This window comes from Bradyrhizobium sp. 195 (genome assembly GCF_023101665.1).
GTDB lineage: Bacteria > Pseudomonadota > Alphaproteobacteria > Rhizobiales > Xanthobacteraceae > Bradyrhizobium.
Genome location: NZ_CP082161.1, coordinates 6,570,753 through 6,592,924, shown reverse-complemented (window position 1 = coordinate 6,592,924; position 22,172 = coordinate 6,570,753). Strand labels below are relative to the sequence as shown.

The 22,172-nt window shown below is 64.2% G+C and carries 21 protein-coding genes; 15 read left to right on the top strand and 6 right to left on the bottom strand.

From position 1 onward, the window contains the following. Nucleotides 1-22 precede the first annotated feature (22 nt). Nucleotides 23-487: an FKBP-type peptidyl-prolyl cis-trans isomerase gene (locus IVB26_RS30845; protein WP_212092113.1), complete on the top strand. Its 465-nt coding sequence runs from the start codon at nt 23-25 to the stop codon at nt 485-487. 162 nt (nt 488-649) lie between these two features. Here IVB26_RS30845 and IVB26_RS30840 read toward each other — a convergent pair whose 3' ends face one another. Next, a complete protein-coding gene (locus IVB26_RS30840) occupies nt 650-868 on the bottom strand; it encodes a CsbD family protein (RefSeq protein WP_246927548.1) in 219 nt (72 codons plus the stop codon). Between the two features lie 128 nt (nt 869-996). Here IVB26_RS30840 and IVB26_RS30835 point away from each other — a divergent pair, with 128 nt between their 5' ends. The 3 genes from IVB26_RS30835 (at nt 997) to IVB26_RS30825 (ending at nt 2,586) form a co-directional block, all read left to right on the top strand. Further along, complete coding sequence (locus IVB26_RS30835) at nt 997-1,509, top strand: cupin domain-containing protein (RefSeq protein ID WP_247968807.1); 513 nt, start codon at nt 997-999, stop codon at nt 1,507-1,509. Nucleotides 1,510-1,627: 118 nt separating this feature from the next. Beyond that, nucleotides 1,628-2,056: a VOC family protein gene (locus tag IVB26_RS30830; protein ID WP_247968806.1), complete on the top strand. Its 429-nt coding sequence runs from the start codon at nt 1,628-1,630 to the stop codon at nt 2,054-2,056. A 41-nt stretch (nt 2,057-2,097) separates the two neighbouring features. Next, complete coding sequence (locus IVB26_RS30825) at nt 2,098-2,586, top strand: VOC family protein (RefSeq protein WP_247968805.1); 489 nt, start codon at nt 2,098-2,100, stop codon at nt 2,584-2,586. Nucleotides 2,587-2,619: 33 nt separating this feature from the next. On the opposite strand, the gene IVB26_RS30820 is transcribed toward IVB26_RS30825, so the two are convergent. The 3 genes from IVB26_RS30820 to IVB26_RS30810 form a co-directional block, all read right to left on the bottom strand. Further along, a complete protein-coding gene (locus IVB26_RS30820) occupies nt 2,620-3,567 on the bottom strand; it encodes an IS110 family RNA-guided transposase (RefSeq protein ID WP_247968116.1) in 948 nt (315 codons plus the stop codon). A 315-nt stretch (nt 3,568-3,882) separates the two neighbouring features. Further along, nucleotides 3,883-5,037, bottom strand: a complete 1,155-nt coding sequence (locus tag IVB26_RS30815) for a hypothetical protein (protein ID WP_247968804.1) — start codon at nt 5,035-5,037, stop codon at nt 3,883-3,885. 2 nt (nt 5,038-5,039) lie between these two features. Further along, nucleotides 5,040-5,741 carry a FecR family protein gene (locus IVB26_RS30810; protein WP_247968803.1) on the bottom strand — a complete coding sequence of 234 codons (702 nt, stop codon included), beginning with the start codon at nt 5,739-5,741 and terminating at the stop codon, nt 5,040-5,042. Nucleotides 5,742-5,960: 219 nt separating this feature from the next. On the opposite strand from IVB26_RS30810, the gene IVB26_RS30805 reads away from it, so the two are divergent. Then, nucleotides 5,961-7,223 (top strand): phospholipid carrier-dependent glycosyltransferase, encoded by a 1,263-nt coding sequence (locus IVB26_RS30805; protein WP_247968802.1) that lies wholly within the window; start codon nt 5,961-5,963, stop codon nt 7,221-7,223. A gap of 56 nt (nt 7,224-7,279) precedes the next feature. Here the strand turns inward: IVB26_RS30805 and IVB26_RS30800 are convergent, their stop codons facing one another. Beyond that, the gene (locus IVB26_RS30800; protein ID WP_247968801.1) at nt 7,280-7,921 is read right to left on the bottom strand and encodes an OmpA family protein; all 642 of its coding nucleotides are present in this window, start codon (nt 7,919-7,921) and stop codon (nt 7,280-7,282) included. A gap of 376 nt (nt 7,922-8,297) precedes the next feature. Here IVB26_RS30800 and IVB26_RS30795 point away from each other — a divergent pair, with 376 nt between their 5' ends. The 3 genes from IVB26_RS30795 (at nt 8,298) to IVB26_RS30785 (ending at nt 10,163) form a co-directional block, all read left to right on the top strand. Beyond that, the gene (locus IVB26_RS30795; RefSeq protein ID WP_247973311.1) at nt 8,298-8,534 is read left to right on the top strand and encodes a hypothetical protein; all 237 of its coding nucleotides are present in this window, start codon (nt 8,298-8,300) and stop codon (nt 8,532-8,534) included. 120 nt (nt 8,535-8,654) lie between these two features. After that, nucleotides 8,655-8,900 (top strand): hypothetical protein, encoded by a 246-nt coding sequence (locus IVB26_RS30790; protein ID WP_247318413.1) that lies wholly within the window; start codon nt 8,655-8,657, stop codon nt 8,898-8,900. Nucleotides 8,901-9,002: 102 nt separating this feature from the next. Next, nucleotides 9,003-10,163: a winged helix-turn-helix domain-containing protein gene (locus IVB26_RS30785; protein WP_247968800.1), complete on the top strand. Its 1,161-nt coding sequence runs from the start codon at nt 9,003-9,005 to the stop codon at nt 10,161-10,163. 190 nt (nt 10,164-10,353) lie between these two features. On the opposite strand, the gene IVB26_RS30780 is transcribed toward IVB26_RS30785, so the two are convergent. Continuing rightward, on the bottom strand, nt 10,354-10,785 hold the full coding sequence (locus IVB26_RS30780) for a ribosomal maturation YjgA family protein (protein ID WP_247968799.1): 432 nt from the start codon (nt 10,783-10,785) through the stop codon (nt 10,354-10,356). Between the two features lie 78 nt (nt 10,786-10,863). On the opposite strand from IVB26_RS30780, the gene IVB26_RS30775 reads away from it, so the two are divergent. From IVB26_RS30775 to IVB26_RS30745, 7 genes are all read left to right on the top strand, one after another. After that, nucleotides 10,864-12,204 carry an MFS transporter gene (locus IVB26_RS30775; protein ID WP_247968798.1) on the top strand — a complete coding sequence of 447 codons (1,341 nt, stop codon included), beginning with the start codon at nt 10,864-10,866 and terminating at the stop codon, nt 12,202-12,204. 292 nt (nt 12,205-12,496) lie between these two features. Continuing rightward, nucleotides 12,497-13,603, top strand: a complete 1,107-nt coding sequence (locus tag IVB26_RS30770) for an efflux RND transporter periplasmic adaptor subunit (protein WP_247968797.1) — start codon at nt 12,497-12,499, stop codon at nt 13,601-13,603. Nucleotides 13,604-13,784: 181 nt separating this feature from the next. Then, on the top strand, nt 13,785-16,922 hold the full coding sequence (locus IVB26_RS30765) for an efflux RND transporter permease subunit (protein WP_247968796.1): 3,138 nt from the start codon (nt 13,785-13,787) through the stop codon (nt 16,920-16,922). A 33-nt stretch (nt 16,923-16,955) separates the two neighbouring features. Continuing rightward, nucleotides 16,956-17,555, top strand: coding sequence for a TetR/AcrR family transcriptional regulator (locus tag IVB26_RS30760; protein WP_247968795.1), 600 nt, complete (start codon nt 16,956-16,958; stop codon nt 17,553-17,555). A gap of 183 nt (nt 17,556-17,738) precedes the next feature. Continuing rightward, entirely contained in the window at nt 17,739-18,362 is a 624-nt protein-coding gene (locus tag IVB26_RS30755) for a flavin reductase family protein (RefSeq protein WP_247968794.1), read from the top strand. Between the two features lie 258 nt (nt 18,363-18,620). Then, nucleotides 18,621-20,888, top strand: coding sequence for an acyl-CoA dehydrogenase (locus tag IVB26_RS30750; RefSeq protein ID WP_247968793.1), 2,268 nt, complete (start codon nt 18,621-18,623; stop codon nt 20,886-20,888). Beyond that, complete coding sequence (locus IVB26_RS30745; protein ID WP_247968792.1) at nt 20,888-22,171, top strand: acetyl-CoA C-acetyltransferase; 1,284 nt, start codon at nt 20,888-20,890, stop codon at nt 22,169-22,171. The genes IVB26_RS30750 and IVB26_RS30745 overlap by 1 nt, the downstream gene beginning before the upstream one ends. Nucleotide 22,172 lies beyond the last annotated feature (1 nt).

The following is a 22,172-nucleotide window of genomic DNA, read 5'->3' as shown; positions in this document are numbered from 1 at the left end:
CGCCTCAAACGGAAGGTGCCTTATGCAGCGTTTCCAGCGCGCGCTCCTCACCCTGATGTCGGCACTCGCGATCACGGTGATCGCAGGCGTGTCGCATTTCGTTTCCACCACGGCCTCGGCCCAGACCGCAGGAAAGACCATGACCACAGCTTCAGGCTTGCAGATCATCGATTCCACCGTCGGCACCGGTGCTTCGCCCCAGGCCGGCCAGATCTGCGTGATGCACTATACCGGCTGGCTCTATGAGAACGGCCAGAAGGGCAAGAAATTCGATAGCTCCGTCGATCGCAAGGAGCCGTTCGAATTCCCCATCGGCAAGGGCCGCGTCATCGCCGGCTGGGACGAGGGCGTTGCCTCCATGAAGGTTGGCGGCAAGCGCACGCTGATCATCCCGCCGCAACTCGGCTACGGCGCCCGCGGTGCCGGCGGCGTGATCCCGCCGAACGCAACGCTGATGTTCGACGTGGAATTGCTCGCGGTGAAGTGACGGCGTAGCCGTCATTCCGGGATGGTCCGAAGGACCAGACCCGGAATCTCGAGATTCCGGGTTCGGTGCTCTCGCACCGCCCCGGAATGACGGTGCCACGAGAGCGCAAACAAAAAGACCGGCCTTTCGGCCGGTCTTTTCGTTCTCAAGCTTGCTCGCGCGTCACTCCGTCGCGCGCTTTGCGGCTGCCGCGGCGCGATCCATCGCTTCCTTCGCGGCGTCCTTGGCATCGCCCATGGCCTGCTGGCCCTTGCCCTTCACTTCCTGAACTGCGCCTTCGCCCTTCATGCGGTCGGAACCGGTGGCTTCACCGATGCCTTGCTTGGCCTTGCCGATGGCTTCGTTGGCGTTGCCCTTGATCTTGTCGGTCGTGCTACCCATGAAACTCTCCTTTCACTTGGTTCGCAAAGCCAACGTCCCGCGGCTACGAGGGTTCCGATTTTGCTATGGCTCGCGGGCGCAGCTTCGGGTTAGTTTGCCGCGCACGGAACCAACAGAAAGCAAGTCCCATGACCGGCCATGATCATTCGCATTCCCACCATGACCACGATCACGACGATCGCTGGAAACATGACGGCGTGCGCGTCGTTCCCGGCAACCAGCTCGACACCAACGTGCCCTCGACGGCAGGCATGGACCGCGCGGCCGCGATCAATTTCGCGCGCGTCGGCGCACAGAAATTGTGGGCGGGCACCGTCAGCATCAAGCCGGATGCCAAGACCGGCGCCCATCATCACGGTCATCTCGAAAGCGTCATCTATGTCGTGAAGGGCAAGGCGCGGATGCGCTGGGGCGAGAGCCTGCAATTCACCGCGGAGGCAGGCCCCGGCGATTTCATTTTCGTCCCGCCTTACGTGCCGCACCAGGAGATCAACGCCAGTCCCGACGAGGTGCTGGAATGCGTACTGGTGCGCAGCGATGGCGAGGCGGTGGCGATCAACCTCGACATCAAGCCGGTCGAGAAGCCCGAAACGGTGCTGTGGGTCGATCCCATTCACCGGGATCCGAACGAGAAGAAGTAGGGTCTGACGATCCCCGCCGGTTCTGCGCGGCAGAGCCGGCAGAAAAAATATTCGGAGGCGGTGTCGGATGGCTGCCGCCCCGTCCGTCCTTGGGCAGAACCCGCCCAAGGAGCCTCCGATGCCCAGGATGATTTTCCTCAATCTGCCGGTGACCGACCTCAAGCGCGCGACCACCTTCTATGAGGCGGTCGGTGCGACTCGGAACCCGCAATTTTCCGACGACACGGCGAGCTGCATGGTCTTTTCCGAGGCCATCTACGTGATGCTGACGACCCACGACAAATTCCGCCACTTCACGCCGAAGCCGATCGCGGATGCAAAGACCTCGAACCAGGCGCTGTTCTGCATTTCCGCCGACAGCCGCAACGAGGTTGACACGATCGTCGACAAGGCCGAGGCGGCGGGCGGGGTCGCCGATCCCAGCCCGAAGGACGAGTATAGCTTCATGTACGGCCGTAGCTTCGAGGATCCGGACGGCCACATGTGGGGTGTGAACTGGCTGGACATGGCGGCCGTCCCGCCGCAGCCCGCCATGGCAAATTCCTGATCGCCGCCCTCCGAACGCTCAACCGAAGAGGAGCACTCACAATGTCCAAGCTTGTACCCTGCATGTGGTTCAACGGCGATGCCGAGGAAGCCGCGAAGTTCTACACCTCGCTCGTGCCGAATTCGGCAGTCACGCACGTCCAGCGCAATGTGTCCGACAACCCCTCCGGCAAGGAAGGCTCCGTGCTCGTCGTCGAGTTCACGGTGGCCGGCCAGCCGCTGGTCGCGCTCAACGGCGGCATGAAGATGGAGTACACCCACGCAATTTCGCTGATGATCCATTGCGACGATCAGGCCCAGGTCGACAGTGTTTGGGACGCCTTCCTCGCCCATGGCGGCAAGGCAGAGCAGTGCGGCTGGCTCAGGGATCGCTGGGGCGTCGCCTGGCAGGTGGTTCCGAAAGTGATGTTCGAGTTCCTGTCGAGCCCCGACAGGGCCGCGGCCTCGCGCGCCATGCAGGCCATGATGAAGATGGTGAAGCTCGACGTGGATGCGTTGCGCCGCGCGTTCGAAGGCAAGTCGGCGGCGTGACGCCGACACAGGTGCCGTAGCAACCATTAAAGGCTAGGCGACTTTTTCGGTCCAGGGCGTGCCGCGTTGTACGACAGTATTGGCGTAGATCAGGAGTTTCCTGGCGCAGGCGATTAGTGCTGCGTTGTGGACTTTGCCCCTTGCCATGAGGCGTGCATAGAGCGCGATCAAGGCCTTGTTCCAGCGGAAGGCAGCTGGAAGGGCCGCGGCGAACAGGGAGCGCCGTAGGCGGCTGCGGCCTCCGGCGATCTTGCGCTGTCCTCTGTGCTGTCCGCTGTCGGAATCGAAGGGAGCCAGCCCGGCCAGGGCTGCGGCTTGCTCCCGGCTGACGCGTCCGAGTTCGGGCATGCGGATGACGATCGCCAGCGCCGTCCGCTCGCCGATGCCGGGAATGCTCAGCACCAGCTTGAGCCGCATGGCTAGGGCGTCGTGGGCACGAAGGCGCTTGGCAATGTCACGAATCTGCGCGGCCTTGCGTGCCTTCAACCGGGCGATGTCGCTGTTGACGATGCGTCGCAACGCAGGCTCGTCGATGTGCTCGAGACGCGTCTTGAAGCGCCGGATATCTTCCTCGATCTGCTCAAGGAAGGTCAGATAGTCGGCCAATTCCGTCAATCGCGGATCCGGCGCGATCTCAGGGGGATCGAGCGCCGCAGCACAGGCGGCGATCAATACGGCGTCGAGCGCATCGTTCTTGGCCCGGCGCAAATGGACCTTGGCGAAGGCCTTGACCTGAAGCGGCTGCAGCAACAGCACGGTAAAACCGGCCGATCGCAAATGCTCCACCACGCCACGTTCATAGCCGCCAGTGGCCTCGATCCCGATCCGCGTGACGCCGGCCTTGGCCAGGTTTGCTGCCAGAGCGCGCCAACCCGGTAAAGCATTGGCGACCTGCCAGCGTTCGGTTCGACCATGAACCGCGATGTCCAGTTTAGCCTTGGACGTATCGATCCCGGCCGTCGTTATGTTAGTCTGTGTCATCTTCGTCGACCCTGCCTTGTGAAGCGAACCAAGTTGTTCCGGCAACCATCCGGGTCCGATGAAGGTGCTGACGCGATCACGCTACGGGGCAGCCACAAACTGCTCTGGGTGGGCTCGATCCGATCGCCAGCGGCCTGTCGCGGGGTGCAAACCGCGGCAGGCCATTCCTCATGGAACGGGTCGAGAATAAACGATCGCGCTATTACAAGGGTGGGCAAAGGCGCGCATGCGCCGTGCCCACGATCTGTTTCCGTTTGAGAGAGGTGGTGGGCACGCTTTCGCTTTGCCCACCCTACGAGAGCACGCCCAGGCGCATCAGTAATTGATCCGCAGCCCCACGCCGCCGTGGATGGTGTTGCCGACCGGCTGCGGGCCCAGCGTGCCGTTGGCGAAGAGATCCACGACCCAGCCCTTTTGCACGCGGAAGCCGAGGCGGCCGCCATATTCGAACCAGCCCTGGTTGCCCATGGTCGGCACCACCACGCCGTTGCCGGTCACGGTCGCGACGATGCCGCTGTGGCTCGCAAACGACTGCACCCAGCCGCCGTTGATGTTGGCCTCGATGTTGCTGCTGTAGAGATGCGTCCACTGGCCGCCGATCTTGACCAGGCTGGTGCGGTCGGTGCCGGTTGCGATGGTGGCGTCGAACGGATTGAAGGCCACCGTGCTGTCGGTATAGCCCGACACGCGCTGCCAGAGCTGCCAGACCTCGATCGAAGCTGCGACCTCGTCGCGCGGCGACACGCGGCTCATCCAGCCGGCGCGGCCGTAGACGGCGTAGTTCGAGGCGTTGGTCGAACTGGTCACGCTCACCGGACCGAGACTGGTGTTGTAGCTGCGGGTGTAGCGCGCCTTCTCCCACGGCGTCAGGATCGTTCCGACGTCGAAGAACGGGCGCGAGGAGCCCCAATCGGTGAAGTCGTAGCGCAGCGCGAACGCACCGATCGGCGCGCTCGTGATCTTGTAGCCGCCCTCGTTGTAGTGCGTGTAGGCGATGCCGGCGAGCAGCGACAGATTGTTGGTCAGCTCCTTGCGGCCGTGGATGCCGGCCGAGAACGAGCCGGCCGAGCCGAATGCGCTGATGCAGTCGCTGCAATTGACCTGCTCGTTGACGCCGAGCAGAACCGTGCCGAGCACCCGGTTGGTGATCATCTGGTTGAAGCGCTGGCCCGCGAGGCCGCCGATCGAATTGCCGCTGGAATCGGCGCCGGTGGGTCCGGACGGCGGAGGATACGGGCTCGGCGAGGGCGACGGATAGGGGCTCGGCGATGGGGAGGGCGTAGGAGTGGGTGACGGATACGGGGACGGAGAATAGGTCGGGGACGGATTGGGATTCGGTTCACCGCACCCGGACTCGCACTCCGCCGCCTGCGCAGCCGCCGGGCGGGCATTCAATGCGACAAGCGCAAACGCCGCGGTTGCGGTCAGCACAGCGGCAAGGATGAGGCGGCTGACGTTGAACTTCGCCATTGTCAACGCCCGCACAGCATGCCGTCGTCCTGGACGGCGGGCGTGATGGTCGGCGAGGCGCCGGCGTACTGGTTGACCGCGCACAGCCCGGCGCTCGCTGCGCAGTTGGCGGCGAAGGTCCAGGGCGGCGTACTGGACTTGGTGATGCTCACCTTGCCGCCGGTCGAGGTGATGATCGCGGTGTCGCCAGGCTGAGTGAGTTGCACGCACTGGGAGCTCTTCGTGCAGACGCTGGCCGCGCCGTCCTGAAGCACGACGACGGAGCGGCCGCGCTGCGAGAGGATATCGAGCGTGGTGCCCCGCACGCCGATGGTCGCAAGCGGCGTCGTGATCTTGTAGGCGGTCTTCTCGGAGTGTCCGGTGACGAAACGGAATGCGCCGGTGGTCATGCGGATCGCGACGTCGCGATAGCTGCGCTCGTCGTTGAACACGGTGCGGTCGAGCTTGAGCGTGGCGCTCGGCCCGAGCGACAGATTGGTGCTGTCGGCCATCACGAAGCGCGCCGCGCTGTCGGCGCCGGTGCGCACGGTCTCGTCGCGCAGCATGCTGTCGCCGACGCTGATCGGCGTCGTGGTCGCGGTCACGCGCACCACTTCGTTCTGGATCACGACGGCTTCGCCGACGCGCGTCTGTGCCAGCGCGCAAGGCGCCGCACATAATGCGGCCGACAACAGGGTGGAGAAAAACCAGAAATGCAAATTCATTTCGCAACCGATCGATATGTCCCTGATCGTACCGGATTGCGCATGCTTGCGATGTGGCGAATTTATCACAAGCAGCGCGGGACGTGCGCTATGCTTAGTGACAGTTGAGGCAGAATGCGTTCAATGAAAATCGCGATCTCTTTTTTTGTCCGCGGTGACGCAAATTTGCCACGCAAAACATCCCCACAGCAGCCGCTTGAACCGTCCGCAGTTCCAAAGATGTCGCGGAGCACAGTCATTGCTGTCGCAATTTTCCTGGTCGCTCATCTTGCGCTCCTGATCGGACTGACGACACCGGAGAAATTCGTCTTCGACGAGGTGCACTACGTGCCGGCGGCGCGGCAGATGCTGGCACCGGCGATGTCGCAGCCGATGCTCAATCCGATGCATCCGCCGCTGGGAAAGGAACTGATCGCGGCCTCGATCGCGGCGTTTGGCGACAACGCGCTCGGCTGGCGCTATCCCGCGACATTGCTCGGCGCATTGGCGATCGTCGCGATCTATCTGTGCGGCCTCGCGCTGTTCTCCGCGCAAGGGCCCGCCATCGCGGCGGCGCTGATCGCCGGGCTGAACCAGATGCTGTACGTGCAGGCGCGCATCGCCATGCTCGATATCTTTGCGCTCGGCTTCGGTCTGCTCGCGACCGCGGCCTTCATGCATGGTTTTCGACGAGAGCGGCCGCAGGCGCTGTTCGCGCTCGCCGGCGGCCTGTTCGGTCTGGCCGCAGCCTGCAAATGGAGCGGCCTTTTTCCGCTCGGCGTCTGTATCGTCATCGTTGCGGTGATCCGTCTGATGCAGGGCTGGCGCACCCTGTTCGCCGACGCGAAGCCGGACGACTGGTATCGGCCGGACCTCTGGCCCGGCTTCAGGCTGCACCATGTCGCGCTGTGCTTCGCCGTCCTGCCAGGCGTGGCTTACCTTGCCGCCTTCGTTCCGCTCTACGGCCTGTCGCTGCCGGACCTGGTCGAGGCGCAGCGCCGGATCTTCGCCGACAACACGACGACCGCGATTGCCGGCCACACTTATATGAGTTCGTGGCCGTCCTGGCCGCTGCTCGCTCGTCCCGTCTGGTTCCTGTTCGACAAGAGCGCGGAGGACAACGTCGCCGCGATCGTCTTTCTCGGCAATCCGCTGGTGTTGTGGCCGGCGCTGATCGCGCTCATTGTGGTGCTACGCGATTTCATCGTGGCGCGGCGCTGGGATGCGTTCCTGATCGCGGCGTTCTATTTCGGGCCGTGGCTCGCCTGGGCGTTGCTGCCGCGCACACTCGGCTTCATCTACTATTACCTGCCGGCCGCGACCGCGGCGTCGCTCGCGCTGGTCTATGTGCTGCGCCGGGAAGGGCTGCCGCGCTGGCTGCTGTGGGCCTATGTCGGCGTCGCCGCGGCCGGCTTTGCGGTGATGCTGCCGGTTTCCGCAGCTTACGTCGGCATCTCCATGCGAACATTCGGCCGGCTGATGCTGTTCCAGAACTGGATATGATAACGCCGCCTGCCAGGGTGGCAGGCGGCGTGGTTGTTACGATGAATGCCTAGAACTTATTTCGACGCGGTCTTGGTGTCCATGTTCACGACCTGGACGCGGCGGTTGATCGGGTCGGCGCCGTTGGCGGTGTCCTTCAGCTTGGTCTCGCCGTAACCGACAGTGACGAGATCGGTGCCGTTCAGGCCGTAGTTCTGCATCAAGTACTTCTTGATGGTGTCGGCGCGCCGCTCGGAGAGCCCTTGATTGTACTCTTCGCCACCGGTCGCGTCGGTATGGCCGGCGACCACGAAGGTCGAGCCCTTGAGCGCCGGATCGGACAGGGCCTTGCCGAGCGCCTGCACCGAGGCCATCGAGGCCTTGGCGATGTCGGCCGAGTTGTAGTCGAACTGGATCTCCAGGTCGATTTTCGGCTTGGTCGCGGCGAGTTCCGCAATCTGCTCGCGCTCGCCCGTCGAAAGCGACCGGGTCGAGCGGTTGCGTACGGTGTTCAGGAAGGTCGCTTCCTTGGCCTGCGCCGTCGTGTCGGTCTGCGGACCGACGGACAGGCCCCGGGTGGCCGGCTTGGGCTTCAGTGCATCCAGGATCTTGTCGGTGGAGACGTTGTTGTCACCGGCCATGGCCAGGCCCGCCGTCATCGACAGTGCGGCGGTGAGAGTCATCGCCTTCAGTCCAAAGAACTTATCAAAACGGGTCATTGTCCTATCCTCGGTGTTACGCCTGATAGCGATTTGATGCTGCGAGCCTAGGGCAGGTTCAAAGAGCTTGATGTGATCTTGGTCACATCCAATGCCGGCCGTGCCGAGGTCACCCTTTTCTGCCGCGATCGCTGCTTCGAACCGGCTCCCTGGGTCTCCGGAAACCCGCGTGCGCCGATCGTCGCAAAGGCGTCGCCGCGCGGCCCGCGCGCGAACAAGAATTCGTCCAGATCCCCGCCTATCACGCTTCAATCATTCAACAATTCGTCCGCGAACGGGAGCTGAGTTCCATCCAGTGCCGAGGCCGACCGACTACCAACGTGACAATCAGCTCTATCGCAGCGGCCCGCCTGATCGGACAGTGTTCCTGAACTCGATGCCCATCTATATCGGCGCTGCGATGATTGCGGTGGCGATCCTGCTGTCGACGCTGATCACGGGGATGACCTCCCGCTACGTTGGCCTCGAGGGGCCGACCGAGGAAAACATGTGGCTGGTCGATCGTCTCACCGGCAACGTCTATCGTTGCCAGTCGGAGGGGCGCGGCAAGGCGTCGTGCGAGCCGGATGTTGCGACGGGCAGCCTCGGGGAGCGCCCAAAAGCCGCACGCTAATTGTGGGCTGGCACGGCAGCGCAGCAACGAAAATGTCTTCTCCCTGAAAACTTGTCACTGAAGAATGGCTCTCGTGTTGGCCGGCATGGCGCCGGTTTCGTTCTACGGAGGAGACATTCCATGAAGATGTTGCTTTCGGCCGTTCTGCTCGCCGCGTTCGCGGCCTCGCCGGCTTCTGCGGCAAAGATGCAGCCCTGTACCGGCGAGGCGATCGGCAAGTCGATGACCGCGATGGGAACCGTGGATTCGCCCGCCAAGCAGGCGATGGCCAAGGAAATGGCTGCAGCCAACACCGAGATGAGCAAAGGCAATATGCGTGGCGCCTGCAAGCACTACATCAAGGCGCAGAAGATGAGCGCGAAATAGTTGAGCGTCGATTGATCGGCCGCGCTGTCAGCAGATGGCAGCGCGGTTTTCTTTGCCTCTGTTGTTTGCGTTGGCGCGAATCCCGCTACATTGCTTTCCGCAATGTCCCGCGCGCCAAAACTGCTCTCCCTCACCACGACACAGGCCCGGCAGATCTGGCTGCACGCCCAGCGGCTGGATCAGCGCGCCCCGTTCGGCGCCGGAGCGCAGGCCGTCGCGGACGCGGTCGCTCATCTCGGCTATGTGCAGATCGACACCATCAACGTCATCGAGCGCTGCCATCACCATATCCTGTTCAGCCGTATCCCGTCCTACCGCCGCGCCGATCTGCGCCACGCCCAGAGCGTCGACAAACGCGTGTTCGAATATTGGACGCACGCGCTCTCTTACGTTCCGGCTGACGACTTCCGCTTCTTCCTGCCGGCGATGCGCGAGCACCGCCGCGAGGGGCACAAATGGTTCGCCTCGGTGAAGCCGGCCGACACGCGCAAGGTGATGCGGCTGGTGCGTGCCGGTCCACTGACGATCCGCGACATCGAGGACGACGTGCTCACCGAGAAGGAGCATCTGTGGCAGAGCCGCAAGCCCTCGAAGCGGGCGTTGCAGCTTGCCTTCTATACCGGCGCCGTGACCATCAGCGAGCGGCAGGGCATGCTCAAGACTTACGAGCTGATGACGCGCCATTTCGGCTGGGACAAGCTGCCGAGGCCCGCCTCGGCAAGGGAGATCTCGTCCTATCTGCTCGACCGCGCATTGCGGTCGCAAGGGGTGGTGAGCCTCGATTCGATCTGTCATCTCGATGCGCCGCGCAAGAAGGCGGTCGCGAGCCTGATCGCCGCGCGCGTCCGCCGCGGCGAACTCGTGCCGATCGCGCTTGAGGGCGCCGGCAAGCAGGAGCATTGGGCCTTGCCCGCCGCGCTCGAGCCGCATGACGTGTCGCCCGATCTCGTCCACATCCTCTCGCCGTTCGATCCCCTGATCATCCAGCGCAAGCGCACCAATCTCATCTTCGGTTACAACCACCTGTTCGAGGCCTATGTCCCGAAGGCGAAACGCAAGCTCGGCTATTTTGCGCTGCCGGTGCTGGTCGGCGACGAGATCGTCGCGGCGCTCGACCTGAAGACGGACCGGCAGGCCAAGAAGTTGCTGATGCAGAAATGGACTTGGGTCGGGCAGGGGAAGAAGACGGCAGGGCGCAAGGAGCTCAAGCGGGTGATCGAGGATGAGCTTGATCGCTTCGAGCAGTTTCAGCTGGCGGAGTAGATCTTTGTAGGGTGGGTTAGCCGAAGGCGTAACCCACCACTGTGTGTCTCCGCGGAGGCAGAAGAGGTGGATTACGCTGCGCTAATCCACCCTACGCACTCTGGCAAGCCGGTCGATCCAGTCTCGTAGGGTGGGCAAAGCGAAGCGTGCCCACGCCCGTCTCACGTGGAGAGAAATCGTGGGCACGGCGCTAAGGCGCCTTTGCCCACCGCACTGTAGTCACCCGATCGGCCAAAACGCCGAACGCAATCCCCACTGCATACGCCACCAAATTCCACAGCGAGAAGATGCGCCCGAGCAGCAGCGCGCCGGCCGTCGTCAGCCGGAATGCATCGAGCCATGGCGTGTGAATCAGCCGGGAGAATTCCACGACGACTGCGATGATCGCCGCGATGGCAGCGAGTTGGCTGCGCGACAGCTGCGGCAGCAAGACCCCGGCCAGCAGAAACACCATCGTGGCCCACAATAGCGAGCCGCCATACTTCACGACGAAGGCAGGCAGGCCGAGTGGAAAGCCGTACCAGCGCAGGGACAATCCGCAGACGATCACCGCGAGGGCGAGGGCGGCGCGGCTCAGCGATGTCCACGGCGCAACAGGTTTATCCGACTGCGCTGCGCGCATTGCTCGCTCCATTGACTCTTGGCCCGCGATGCTCAAAACCGCGCCCAGCCCTAGAAAAGCAACAACCCGGGGAAAGCAATGAGCCAGACCACCACCTATGCCGGTTCCGCCGGCGGTGCCAAGAATGCCAAGAGCGAAATCGAGACGTCGACGATTCGCGCTATCTCCTGGCGCCTGATTCCGTTCCTGGTGCTGGCCTACTTCTTCTCCTATCTCGACCGCGTCAATCTCGGCTTCGCCGCGCTGACCATGAACGCGGAACTGAAATTCACGCCGCTGATCTTCTCCTGGGGCGCCGGCATCTTCTTCATCGGCTATTTCATCTTCGAGGTGCCGAGCAATCTGGCGCTGGAGAAATTCGGCGCCAGCCGCTGGATCGCCCGCATCATGGTGACTTGGGGCATCATCTCCGCCCTGATGGCGCTTGTCAGCGGCGTGACCAGCTTCTATGTCCTGCGCTTCCTGCTCGGTGTCGCCGAGGCCGGCTTCTTCCCTGGCATCATCCTCTATCTCACCTATTGGTACCCGGCCGAATATCGCGCCCGCTTTCTCGCCGCCTTCGCCGTCGCCGTGCCGGTCTCGACCGTGATCGGTGCGCCGATCTCGGGCCTCTTGCTCGGGCTCGACGGCATGATGGGGCTGAAGGGCTGGCAGTGGCTGTTCATCATCGAGGGCATCCCGTCCGTGCTGCTCGGCATCGTCACCTGGTTCTATCTGACCGACAGGCCGGAGAAGGCGGACTGGCTCTCGGCCGAGCAGAAGGCCTGGCTCAAGGCGAAGCTCGATTCGGAGATTGCCGCCAAGCAGGCGGTGAAGCATTTCTCGCTGGGCGAAGCGCTGTCCTCGTCCAAGGTGATCGCGCTCAGCCTGATTTATTTCGGCTTCGTCGGCGCGCTCTACGGCATGCAGTTCTGGCTGCCGCAGATCGTCAAGGCGTTCGGGCTGACCAATGCACAGACCGGCTTCGTCACCGCGATCCCGTACCTGTTCGGCACCATCGCCATGATCCTGTGGGCGCGGCATTCCGATGCCACGCGCGAGCGCGTGGTGCATGTCGGTGCGCCGCTGCTGCTCACCGCCGTCGCGCTCGCCGTCTCCAGCTATCTCACCGATCCGACCATGACGATGGTGGTGCTGACGGTTGCCGCGATCGGCGTGTTCTGCTGCTTCGGCGTGTTCTGGACCCTGCCGACCGCCTGGCTCTCCGGCACCGCGGCCGCCGGTGGCATTGCCCTGATCAACTCGATCGGCAATCTCGCCGGCTTCGGCGGGCCCTATCTGATCGGCTGGGTCAAGGAAGCCACGGGGCAGACCTCGACCGGTCTCTTGGTACTCGCCGCGCTGCCGCTGATCGCCGGCATTTTGGTGTTCGTGGGCGGCCATGACACCAAGCACGAGTTTGTCGAGCAGGGCCGTTAGAGCCGAGCAAACGGTCCCGTAGGGTGGGGAAAGCGCAAGCGTGCCCACCACCTCTCTCCAACCCAGGAGATCGTAGGCACGGTGCTCTTCGCGCCGTGCTCACCATCTTCCTTGTGTCACCCGGTGCGGGGGCACGCTTCGCTTTACCACCCTACAATAGCACCGCGCAGCAACCGTTCTCCCAATTCTTACCACCCCTTAACGATCACGCATTCCTGATGACTGACGATTATTGACTTTTATCAGTGATTAGTTGACATTCCTCTCATCCGAGATGCAGGAGTGTCCTTCGATGTTCGTCCGGTCGGTTTTATCGAGCTATTCCAAGCTGTTGGCCGGAGTATCGCTGGCCCTGATGGCAGCTTCGCTGGCCGGGTGCAATGATACCGTTGCCGAGAAGGCCGAGCCCCCGCGGCCGGTTTTGGTCGCAACCGCGCATTATGATGCCGAAACGCCGGAGCGCAGCTTCGTCGGCACCGTCAGGCCCCGGATCGAGAGCGATCTCGGCTTCCGCGTCGCCGGTAAAGTTGCAAAACGCCTCGTGGAAGTCGGCCAGACCGTCGAGATCGGCCAGCCGCTGGCCACCCTCGACGAGGTCGATCTGAAGCTCCAGGCCGAGCAGGCGCTGGCCGAACAGACCGCCGCGACCGGCGTGCTGGCCCAGGCTGCCGCCGCCGAGCAGCGCGCCAAGGACCTGAAGGCCAAGGGCTGGACCACGGATGCGCAGATGGATTCGAGCCGCGCCGCTGCCGACGAGGCCCGCGCGCGCCTGAACCGCGCCGAGCGCGCGCTCGAGCTGAGCAAAAATTCCCTTTCCTACGCGGCGCTTGTTGCCGACGCCCGGGGCGTCGTCACCACAACGCTGATCGAGCCCGGCCAGGTGGTCGCCGCGGGCCAGGCTTCGATCCGCGTCGCCCGCTTTGCTGAAAAGGAAGCGGTCGTCGCGATCCCTGAGACGCTGGTCGGACGCGCCAAGTCGGGTGTCGCCAGCGTCACTCTGTGGTCCGAGCCGGGCAAGAAGTACACGGCCAAGCTGCGCGAGATCGCGCCGGCGGCCGATCCGGCCACGCGCACCTATCTGGCAAAGTTCTCGCTGCCCGAGGCCGACGACAAGGTCGCGCTCGGCATGACTGCGACGCTGACGCTGTCGGACGCCGCGACCGAGCGCGTCGCGCGGCTGCCGCTGTCGGCACTGTTCAATGAAGGCGGCAAGCCGTCCTTCTACGTCGTCGACGACAACGGTGCGCTCACGTTGAAGCCGGTGACGGTGAAGTCCTACGAGAGCGGCGACGTCGTCATCACCGGCGGTGTGGAAGAGGGCGCCAAGATCGTTGCCCTCGGCGTGCAGAAGCTCGATCCAGGCCAGCGGGTGCGGATCGTGTCGTCACTGTCGTTCTGAGTTTTTACGAGTTCCATCGTTGCGAGGCGAGTTTCGGCCCGAGCGCAAATGCGAAGGCTGAAGCGGCGAAGCGATCCAGAATCTGCCCAGCCCCCTGGATTGCTTCGCTGCCTCGCGATGATGGGTTGAATGGAGTGGCTGTCGTGTTTTTGGCAACTGGATCGTCTTTTCGGAGAGAGCGATGAAGCGCTTCAACCTTTCGGCCTGGGCCGTCAGCCATCCGACGCTGGTTCTCTTCCTGATGATCGTGCTCGGCGTCGCCGGCTTCTTCTCCTATGAGAAGCTTGGCCGGGCCGAGGATCCGTTCTTCACGGTGAAGGTGGTCAACGTCTCCGTGATCTGGCCCGGCGCGACTGCGCAGGAAATGCAGACGCAGGTCGCCGACCCCATCGAGAAGAAGATCCAGGAGCTGCCCTATTTCGAGAAGGTGCAGACCTATTCCAAGCCCGCCTTCACCGCGCTGCAGGTGACGTTCCGCGACAACACGCCGCCGAAGGACGTGCCTTATCTCTTCTATCTGCTGCGCAAGAAGCTGGTCGACGTTCAGGGCCAGCTGCCCTCAGGGATTCTCGGACCCGTCGTCAACGACGAGTTCTCGGACGTCGATTCCATCCTCTACATGATGACCGGCGATGGCGCCGACTATGCCCAGCTCAAGAAAGTCTCCGAAGGCCTCCGCCAGCGTCTGCTGAAGGTGTCGGGTGTGACCAAGGTCGACGTCTACGGCAATCAGGACGAGCGCATCTTCGTCGAGTTCAGCCACGCCAAGCTCGCCACGCTCGGCATCACGCCGCAGGCGTTGTTCGATTCGCTCGCCAAGCAGAACAACGTGACGCCGGCCGGCACGGTCGAGACCTCCTCGCAGCGCGTGCCGCTGCGCGTCACCGGTGCGCTCGACGGCGCCAAGGCTGTCGCCGAGACCCCGGTGGAGAGCAACGGCCGCGTCTTCCGCCTCGGCGACATCGCCACGGTCACCCACGGCTATGTCGATCCGCCGAGCTTCGTCGTCCGTCAGGAAGGCAAGGCCGCGATCGGTATCGGCGTCGTCACCGCCAAGGGCGCCAACATCCTCGAGCTCGGCAAGGAGGTTGAGAAGGCGACCGCCGAGTTCATGAAGGCGGTCCCGCAGGGCGTCGATGTCAAGCTGATCGCCGACCAGCCCAAGGTGGTCGAGCACGCCGTCGGCGAGTTCGTGCATTCCTTCATGGAAGCGCTCGTCATCGTGCTATTCGTCTCGTTCCTGGCACTGGGCTGGCGCACCGGCATCGTGGTCGCGCTCTCGGTGCCGCTGGTGCTCGGCATCGTCTTCGTCGTCATGAACATGATGTCGCTCGACCTGCACCGCATCACGCTGGGTGCGCTGATCATCGCGCTCGGCCTGCTCGTCGACGACGCCATCATCGCGGTCGAGATGATGGTGGTGAAGATGGAGCAGGGCTGGGACCGCATGCGCGCGGCGTCATTTGCCTGGGAATCGACTGCGTTTCCGATGCTCACGGGAACGCTGGTCACGGCCGCTGGCTTCCTCCCCATCGGCTTTGCCAATTCGGCGGTCGGCGAATATGCCGGCAGCATCTTCTGGATCGTGGCGATCGCGCTGGTCGCCTCCTGGTTCGTGGCGGTGATCTTCACGCCCTATATCGGCGTCAAGCTGCTGCCGGAGATGAAGGCGCACCACAATCACGATCCGCACGCGGTCTACGAGACCCGCATGTACCGCGGCCTGCGCGCCATCGTGCAATGGTGCGTCAACCACCGCATCACCGTGGTCGTCGCGACCGTCGGCATCTTCATCGCCTCGGTCGTCGGCTTCGGTCAGGTCCAGCAGCAGTTCTTCCCGCTGTCGGAGCGGCCCGAGCTGTTCCTCCAGCTGCGCCTGCCCGAGGGCACCGCCTTCAACGTGACCGAGAAGGCGGTAAAGCAGGCCGAAACGCTGCTCAAGGACGACAAGGACATCGAGACCTATACGTCCTATGTCGGCCAGGGCTCGCCGCGCTTCTGGCTCGGCCTCAACCCGCAGCTGCCGAACGAGGCCTTTGCCGAGATCGTGATCGTCGCCAAGGGCGTCGAGGCGCGCGAGCGCATCAAGGCCAAGATCGAGAACGCGGCTGCCGAGGGCTTTCTGTCCGAGGCGCGCGTGCGCGTCGATCGCTTCAATTTCGGCCCGCCCGTCGGCTTCCCCGTCCAGTTCCGCGTGATCGGTCCCGACGCCAACAAGGTGCGCGAGATCGCCTACCAGGTTCGCGACGTCATGCGGCAGAACAAGAGCGTCAAGGACGTCCAGCTCGACTGGAACGAGCAGTCGCCTTACCTCAAGCTCGTCGTCGATCAGGATCGCGCCCGCGCCATGGGCCTGACCCCGCAGGAGGTCTCACAGGCGCTCGCGATGCTGATCTCGGGCGCGCAGGTTACGACCATCCGCGACGGCATCGAGAAGGTGGCCGTGGTCGCGCGCGCAATTCCGTCCGAACGGCTCGACCTCGGCGGCGTCGGTGATCTCACCATTACCTCGCGCAATGGCGTGGCCGTGCCGCTGCAGCAGATCGCCAAGATCGAATATGCCCACGAGGAGCCGATCATGTGGCGGCGTAACCGCGACATGGCCATCACCGTGCGCTCGGACGTCGTCGACGGCGTGCAGGCGCCTGACGTCACGGGTCAGATCACGCCGAAGCTGAAGCCGATCATTGATCACCTCGAGCCGGCCTACCGGATCGAGCCGGGCGGCGCTTTCGAGGAATCCGCCAAGGGCAACGCCTCGATCTTCGTCCTCTTCCCGCTGATGGTCATGGTGATGCTGACGCTGCTGATGATCCAGCTTCAGAGCTTCTCGCGCCTGATCCTTGTGTTCCTCACCGCGCCGCTCGGCATCGTCGGCGCCTCCTTCGGCCTCAACGTCGCCAATGCCCCGTTCGGCTTCGTGGCGCTGCTCGGCCTGATCGCGCTCGCCGGCATGATCATGCGCAACACGGTGATCCTGGTCGACCAGATCGAGACCGACGTTTCGCACGGCCTCACCAGGCGCGAGGCGATCGTGGAGGCGACCGTCCGCCGCGCCCGTCCGGTGGTGCTGACGGCGCTCGCCGCCATCCTTGCCATGATCCCGCTGTCGCGCTCGGCCTTCTGGGGCCCGATGGCGATCACCATCATGGGCGGCCTGTTCGTCGCGACATTCCTGACGCTCTTGTACCTGCCAGGCCTCTATGCGCTGTGGTTCAGGAAGAGCCTGGACGAGGCCGGCACGCCCGAGCAGCCTGCCGCGCCGCAGCATGGGAGCGATGACCCGCACGCAATTCCGCTTGCTGAGGCGGCTGAATAAGTGAGAAGACTGTTGACGAACGAGTCCTGATCGATGGCCCTTATTTCGGAACATATCGAAGGCGACACCCGGGATCGTATTCTCGAGGTGGCCGAGCGGCTGTTCCGCCAGATCGGCTATCAGAAGACCACGGTCGGCGACATCGCCAAGGAGCTCAGGATGAGCCCCGCCAACGTGTATCGCTTCTTCGAATCGAAGAAGGCGATCCATCAGTCGGTGGCGCGTGGCCTGATGGGTGAGGTCGAGCTGGAGGCGCAGCGGATCGTGGCCAAGCCCGGTCCGGTGCCGGAGCGCTTCCGCGAGTTGCTCACCACCATTCATCGCATGAATACCGAGCGCTATGTCGGCGACAGCAAGTTGCACGAGATGGTCGAGATCGCGATGCAGGAGGATTGGGACGTCTGCGTCACCCACATGGAATGTGTCGCCGGAATGATCGGCCGGGTGATCGCCCAAGGCGTGGCCTCCGGGGAGTTCGAGGCGCCCGACCTGGAACTTGCTGCGCTCTGCTCATGCACCGCGATGATGCGGTTCTTCCACCCCCAGATGATCGCCCAGTGTGCCACCAAGCCGGGCCCGAACATCGACCAGATGATCGATTTCGTCATCGCCGGTCTGTCGCCGCGCCACTGACGGGCGGGCGGATTTCCTCGTATAAGATGCCCCGCGCTGCCCCCGGGCCGACCGGCTGGTGGCGGCTGAGACGGATCAACACACTCCGTCATTGCGAGCGTAGCGAAGCAATCCAGATTGTCTCCGCGGAGGGATTCTGGATTGCTTCGCTGCGCTCGCAATAACGATCAGGGAAAAGCCAGCGTGACCGACAAAGACCTGTACTTCTACGAGCCCTCCAAGGGCCACGGCCTCAAGCACGATCCGTTCAACGCCATCATCGCGCCGCGGCCGATCGGCTGGATCTCCTCTCGCGACACCAAGGGCCACGTCAATCTCGCGCCCTACAGCTTCTTCAATGCGTTCTGCTACGTACCGCCGATCATCGGCTTCTCTTCCACCAACTGGAAGGACTCGGTCGAAAACATCCAGCAGACCGGCGAGTTCGTCTGGAATCTCGCCACGATGGATCTCGCCAAGCACATGAACGCGACCGCGGCGCATGTCGCCCCTGAAGTCGACGAGTTCGAGATCGCGGGCCTCACCGCCGTGCCCGGCAAGCTCGTCAACGTGCCGCGCGTCGGCGAGAGCCCCGTGGCCTTCGAGTGTAAGGTCTCCGACATCATCCGCCTCAAGGGCGCCGACGGCAAGGAGGCCGACGCCTGGTTGACGCTGGGCGAGGTCGTTGCCGTCCACATCGACAAGGCCATGATCAAGGACGGCGTCTACCAGACCGCCGCCGCCCGCCCGATCGTCCGGGCCGGCCGCCGCGGCGATTATTTCGAGATCAAGCCGGAAAACATGTTCGAGATGGTGCGGCCGGATTAGGCCGGGCCGCCCGATGTCCCGTAGCCCGGATGGAGCGCAGCGTAATCCGGGATTCTTCCCTCGCGGATAGACTTACCCGGATTGCGCTTCGCTCCATCCGGGCTACGGCTCCTTATTCCTCCCGGAACTGCTCGCGCACCCTGGCCGTTATGGTCCGGGGGCCGCCCGGCCGCGTCAATTTTGCAGGCGAAGTGTTCGCCTCCGCCAGCCAGTTTCCGCTAAAATGCCCGACAACCGCGCCGATGCATGAGGTCCGCCATGAGCTTCCGCCGCGACACCCTGACAAAGCCGATCTTCTCTTGGGCGCGCGGCGTGCTGCCGGCGATGTCCGACACCGAGCGCGAGGCGCTAGAGGCGGGCGACGTCTGGTGGGATGCCGACCTCTTCACGGGCAACCCTGACTGGTCGAAGCTTCTGAAGATCCCGCAGGCGACCCTGACCAGCGAGGAGCAGGCGTTCCTGAGCGGCCCCGTCGACGAGCTCTGCGCCATGCTCGACGAGTGGAAGATCTTCTGGGAATGGCGTGACCTGCCGCCGGACGTCTGGCACTTCGTCAAGCGTGAAAAATTCTTCGGCATGATCATTCCGAAGGAATTTGGCGGCCTCGGCTTCTCGCCTTATGCGCATTCCGAAGTCGTGCGAAAAATCTCGACGCGCTCGATCGCAGCCGCCGTGACCGTGATGGTGCCGAACTCACTCGGTCCCGGCGAGCTGCTGATGCGCTTCGGCACGAAAGAGCAGCAGGCGCGCTGGCTGCCGCGGCTTGCTGACGGCCGCGAGATTCCCTGCTTCGGCCTCACCAGCCCCGAAGCCGGCTCCGACGCTGCCTCGATGGTCGACACCGGCATCATCTGCAAGGGCGAGTTCGAGGGCCGCGAGGTCGTTGGCCTCAGGCTCAACTGGCACAAGCGCTACATCACGCTCGGCCCGGTCGCGACGCTCCTGGGACTCGCCTTCAAGGCCTATGATCCCGATCACCTCGTCGGGAATCAGGAAGAGCTCGGCATCACCGTGGCGCTGATCCCGACCAATTTGCCCGGCGTCGAGATCGGGCAGCGCCATCTGCCGTCGATGCAGGTGTTCCAGAACGGCCCGAACTGGGGCCGCGACGTTTTCATTCCGCTCGACTATGTCCTTGGTGGCCAGGCGCGCCTCGGGCAGGGCTGGAAGATGCTGATGACCGCGCTCGCCGCCGGCCGCGGCATCTCGCTGCCGTCGCTTTCTGCTGCGGGGGCCGCTTATGCGGCCCGCACCACCGGCGCCTATGCCCGTATCCGTGAGCAGTTCGGCATCTCCATCTCCAAATTCGAAGGCGTTGAGGAGCCGCTCGCGCGCATCGTCGGCACCGCCTATCAGCTGGACGCGGCGCGGCGACTGACCTGCGCGGCGCTCAATGCCGGCGTTCATCCCGCCGTCATCTCCGGCATCATGAAGCTGCATGCGACCGAGCGGATGCGCACGGCGATCGACGACGCCATGGACATCCATGGCGGCAAGGCCGTGATCGACGGCCCGCAAAACTATCTCGGCAATCTCCACCGCGCCGTGCCAGTCGGGATTACGGTCGAAGGCGCCAACATCCTGACCCGCAACCTCATCGTGTTCGGACAGGGCGCGATCCGCGCGCATCCTTACCTGCTCGACGAGATGAATGCGCTCGCCGATTCCGATCGCGAGCGTGGGCTCGCCGCATTCGACAAAGCATTCTGGAAACATGTCGGTCACAGCTTCCGGACGCTGTTCCGCGCGTTCGGCCGGAGCTGGACTTTTGGCGCGTTCGCGCTGGCGCCCGATGCTGGTGACGCCACGCCATTCTATCGTCAGCTCTCGCGCTACTCCGCGGCGTTTGCGCTCTGCGCTGACATGGCGCTGCTGACGCTGGGCGGCGCGCTCAAGCGCAAGGAGATGCTGTCGGCGCGTTTCGGCGACATTCTCTCCGAGCTGTACTTGCTCTCTGCCGCGCTAAAACGCTGGCAGGACGAAGGCCGGCAGAAGGAAGACTTTGCCGCGCTGGAATGGTGCATGGCGACGGGCTTCAAAACCATCGAGAACCGGCTCGCCGAGATCCTCGCCAATCTGCCGAACCGCTTCGTCGCTGCCTTCCTCAAGCTCGTGGTCCAGCCGTTCGGCGCCCGCGTGCTCGGCCCCTCCGACCGCGTCGTGCACCAGTGTGCTGGGATCGTGCTGGAGCCCTCGGCAGCACGCGAGCGCCTCACGCCGGATCTGGCCCAGGTCGACGACGACGGCGGCTTTGCGCGGCTGGAGCGCGCGTTCAAGCTGGTCGCAGCCACGGAGGCCATCGCCAAGCGCATGCGCGCTGCGCATGTTCGCGACTGGGAGGAAGCGGTCGCCAAAGGCGTGATCACGCAAGCCGAGGGCGAGCAAATCTCTGTTGCCCGGAAAGCCGTCACTGACGTGATCGAGGTCGACGATTTTGCGCCGGAGGCGCTGTCGCCGATTTACAGGAAATCCGGCGACGTGCATCAGTTCTTCCAGGAACTCGGTGACCAGAGGGCGGCGAGCTGATGGCACGACCGGTTTTCATCGTCGACGGCAGTCGCACGCCGTTTCTGAAGGCGCGGTCGGGACCGGGGCCGTTCACGCCGGTCGATCTGGCCGTGCAATGCGGACGGCCGCTCTTGGCGCGCCAGCCGTTTTCGCCCGACAGCTTCGATCAGGTCATCCTCGGCTGCGTCAACGTGATCGCCGACGAGATGAACCCGGCCCGTGTCGCCGCGCTCCGGCTCGGCATGGGCGAGGACATGGTCGCCTTCACCGTGCAGATCAATTGCGGCTCCGGGATGCAGTCGATCGATAGCGCCTATCGCTACATCCGCGAAGGCCATGCCGACATGATCCTCGCCGGCGGCACCGAGGCGCTGAGCCACGCGCCGCTGGTCTGGCCCAATTCGGGCGTGCGCTGGTTCGCCGGCCTTGCCACCGCCAAGGGCGTCGCCGCCAAGCTGGCTGCGGCGTTCAAATTGCGGCCGAGCGACCTCAAGCCGATCATCGGCCTCGAGCGCGGGCTGACCGATCCGATCACCGATCTGAACATGGGCCAGACCGCCGAGGTGGTCGGCCATCTCTTCGGCATCACCCGCGCACAGTCCGATGCCTATGCCGCTGAAAGCCACCGCCGGCTCGCGCATGCGCAAGGCGCGGGCTTCCTGAAGGGCGAGGTCGAGACCGCCTTCTCCCGCGACGGCAAGTTCTTCGACCATGACGATGGCGTACGTCCGGACTCCACGGCAGAGACGCTCGCAAAACTCCGGCCGGTGTTCGAGCGCCCCTGGGGCCAGGTCACCGCCGGCAATTCTTCGCAGATCACCGACGGCGCCTCCTGGGTGATCCTGGCCTCCGACGCCGCGGTCGCCAAGCACGGACTGACGCCGAAAGCCGCGATCGTGGACAGCAACTGGGCGGCGCTCGATCCCGGCATCATGGGGCTCGGTCCGGTGATGTCGGCAACGCCGCTGCTTCAGCGCAACGGCCTCACGGTTCAGGACGTCGAGACCTGGGAGCTGAACGAGGCCTTCGCCACCCAGGTGCTCGGTTGCCTCGCCGCCTGGAACGACGACAAATTCTGCCGGGACATCCTCGGGCTTGACGGCGCGGCTGGTGAGATCGACCGTGACAGGCTCAACGTCGATGGCGGCGCGATCTCGCTCGGTCATCCCGTCGGCACCTCCGGCAACCGCATCGTGCTGCATCTCGTTAACGCGATGAAGCGGCTTGGCACGCGGCGCGGAATCGCCACCGAATGCATCGGCGGCGGGCTCGGCGGCGCCATGCTGATCGAGGCGGTGTGAC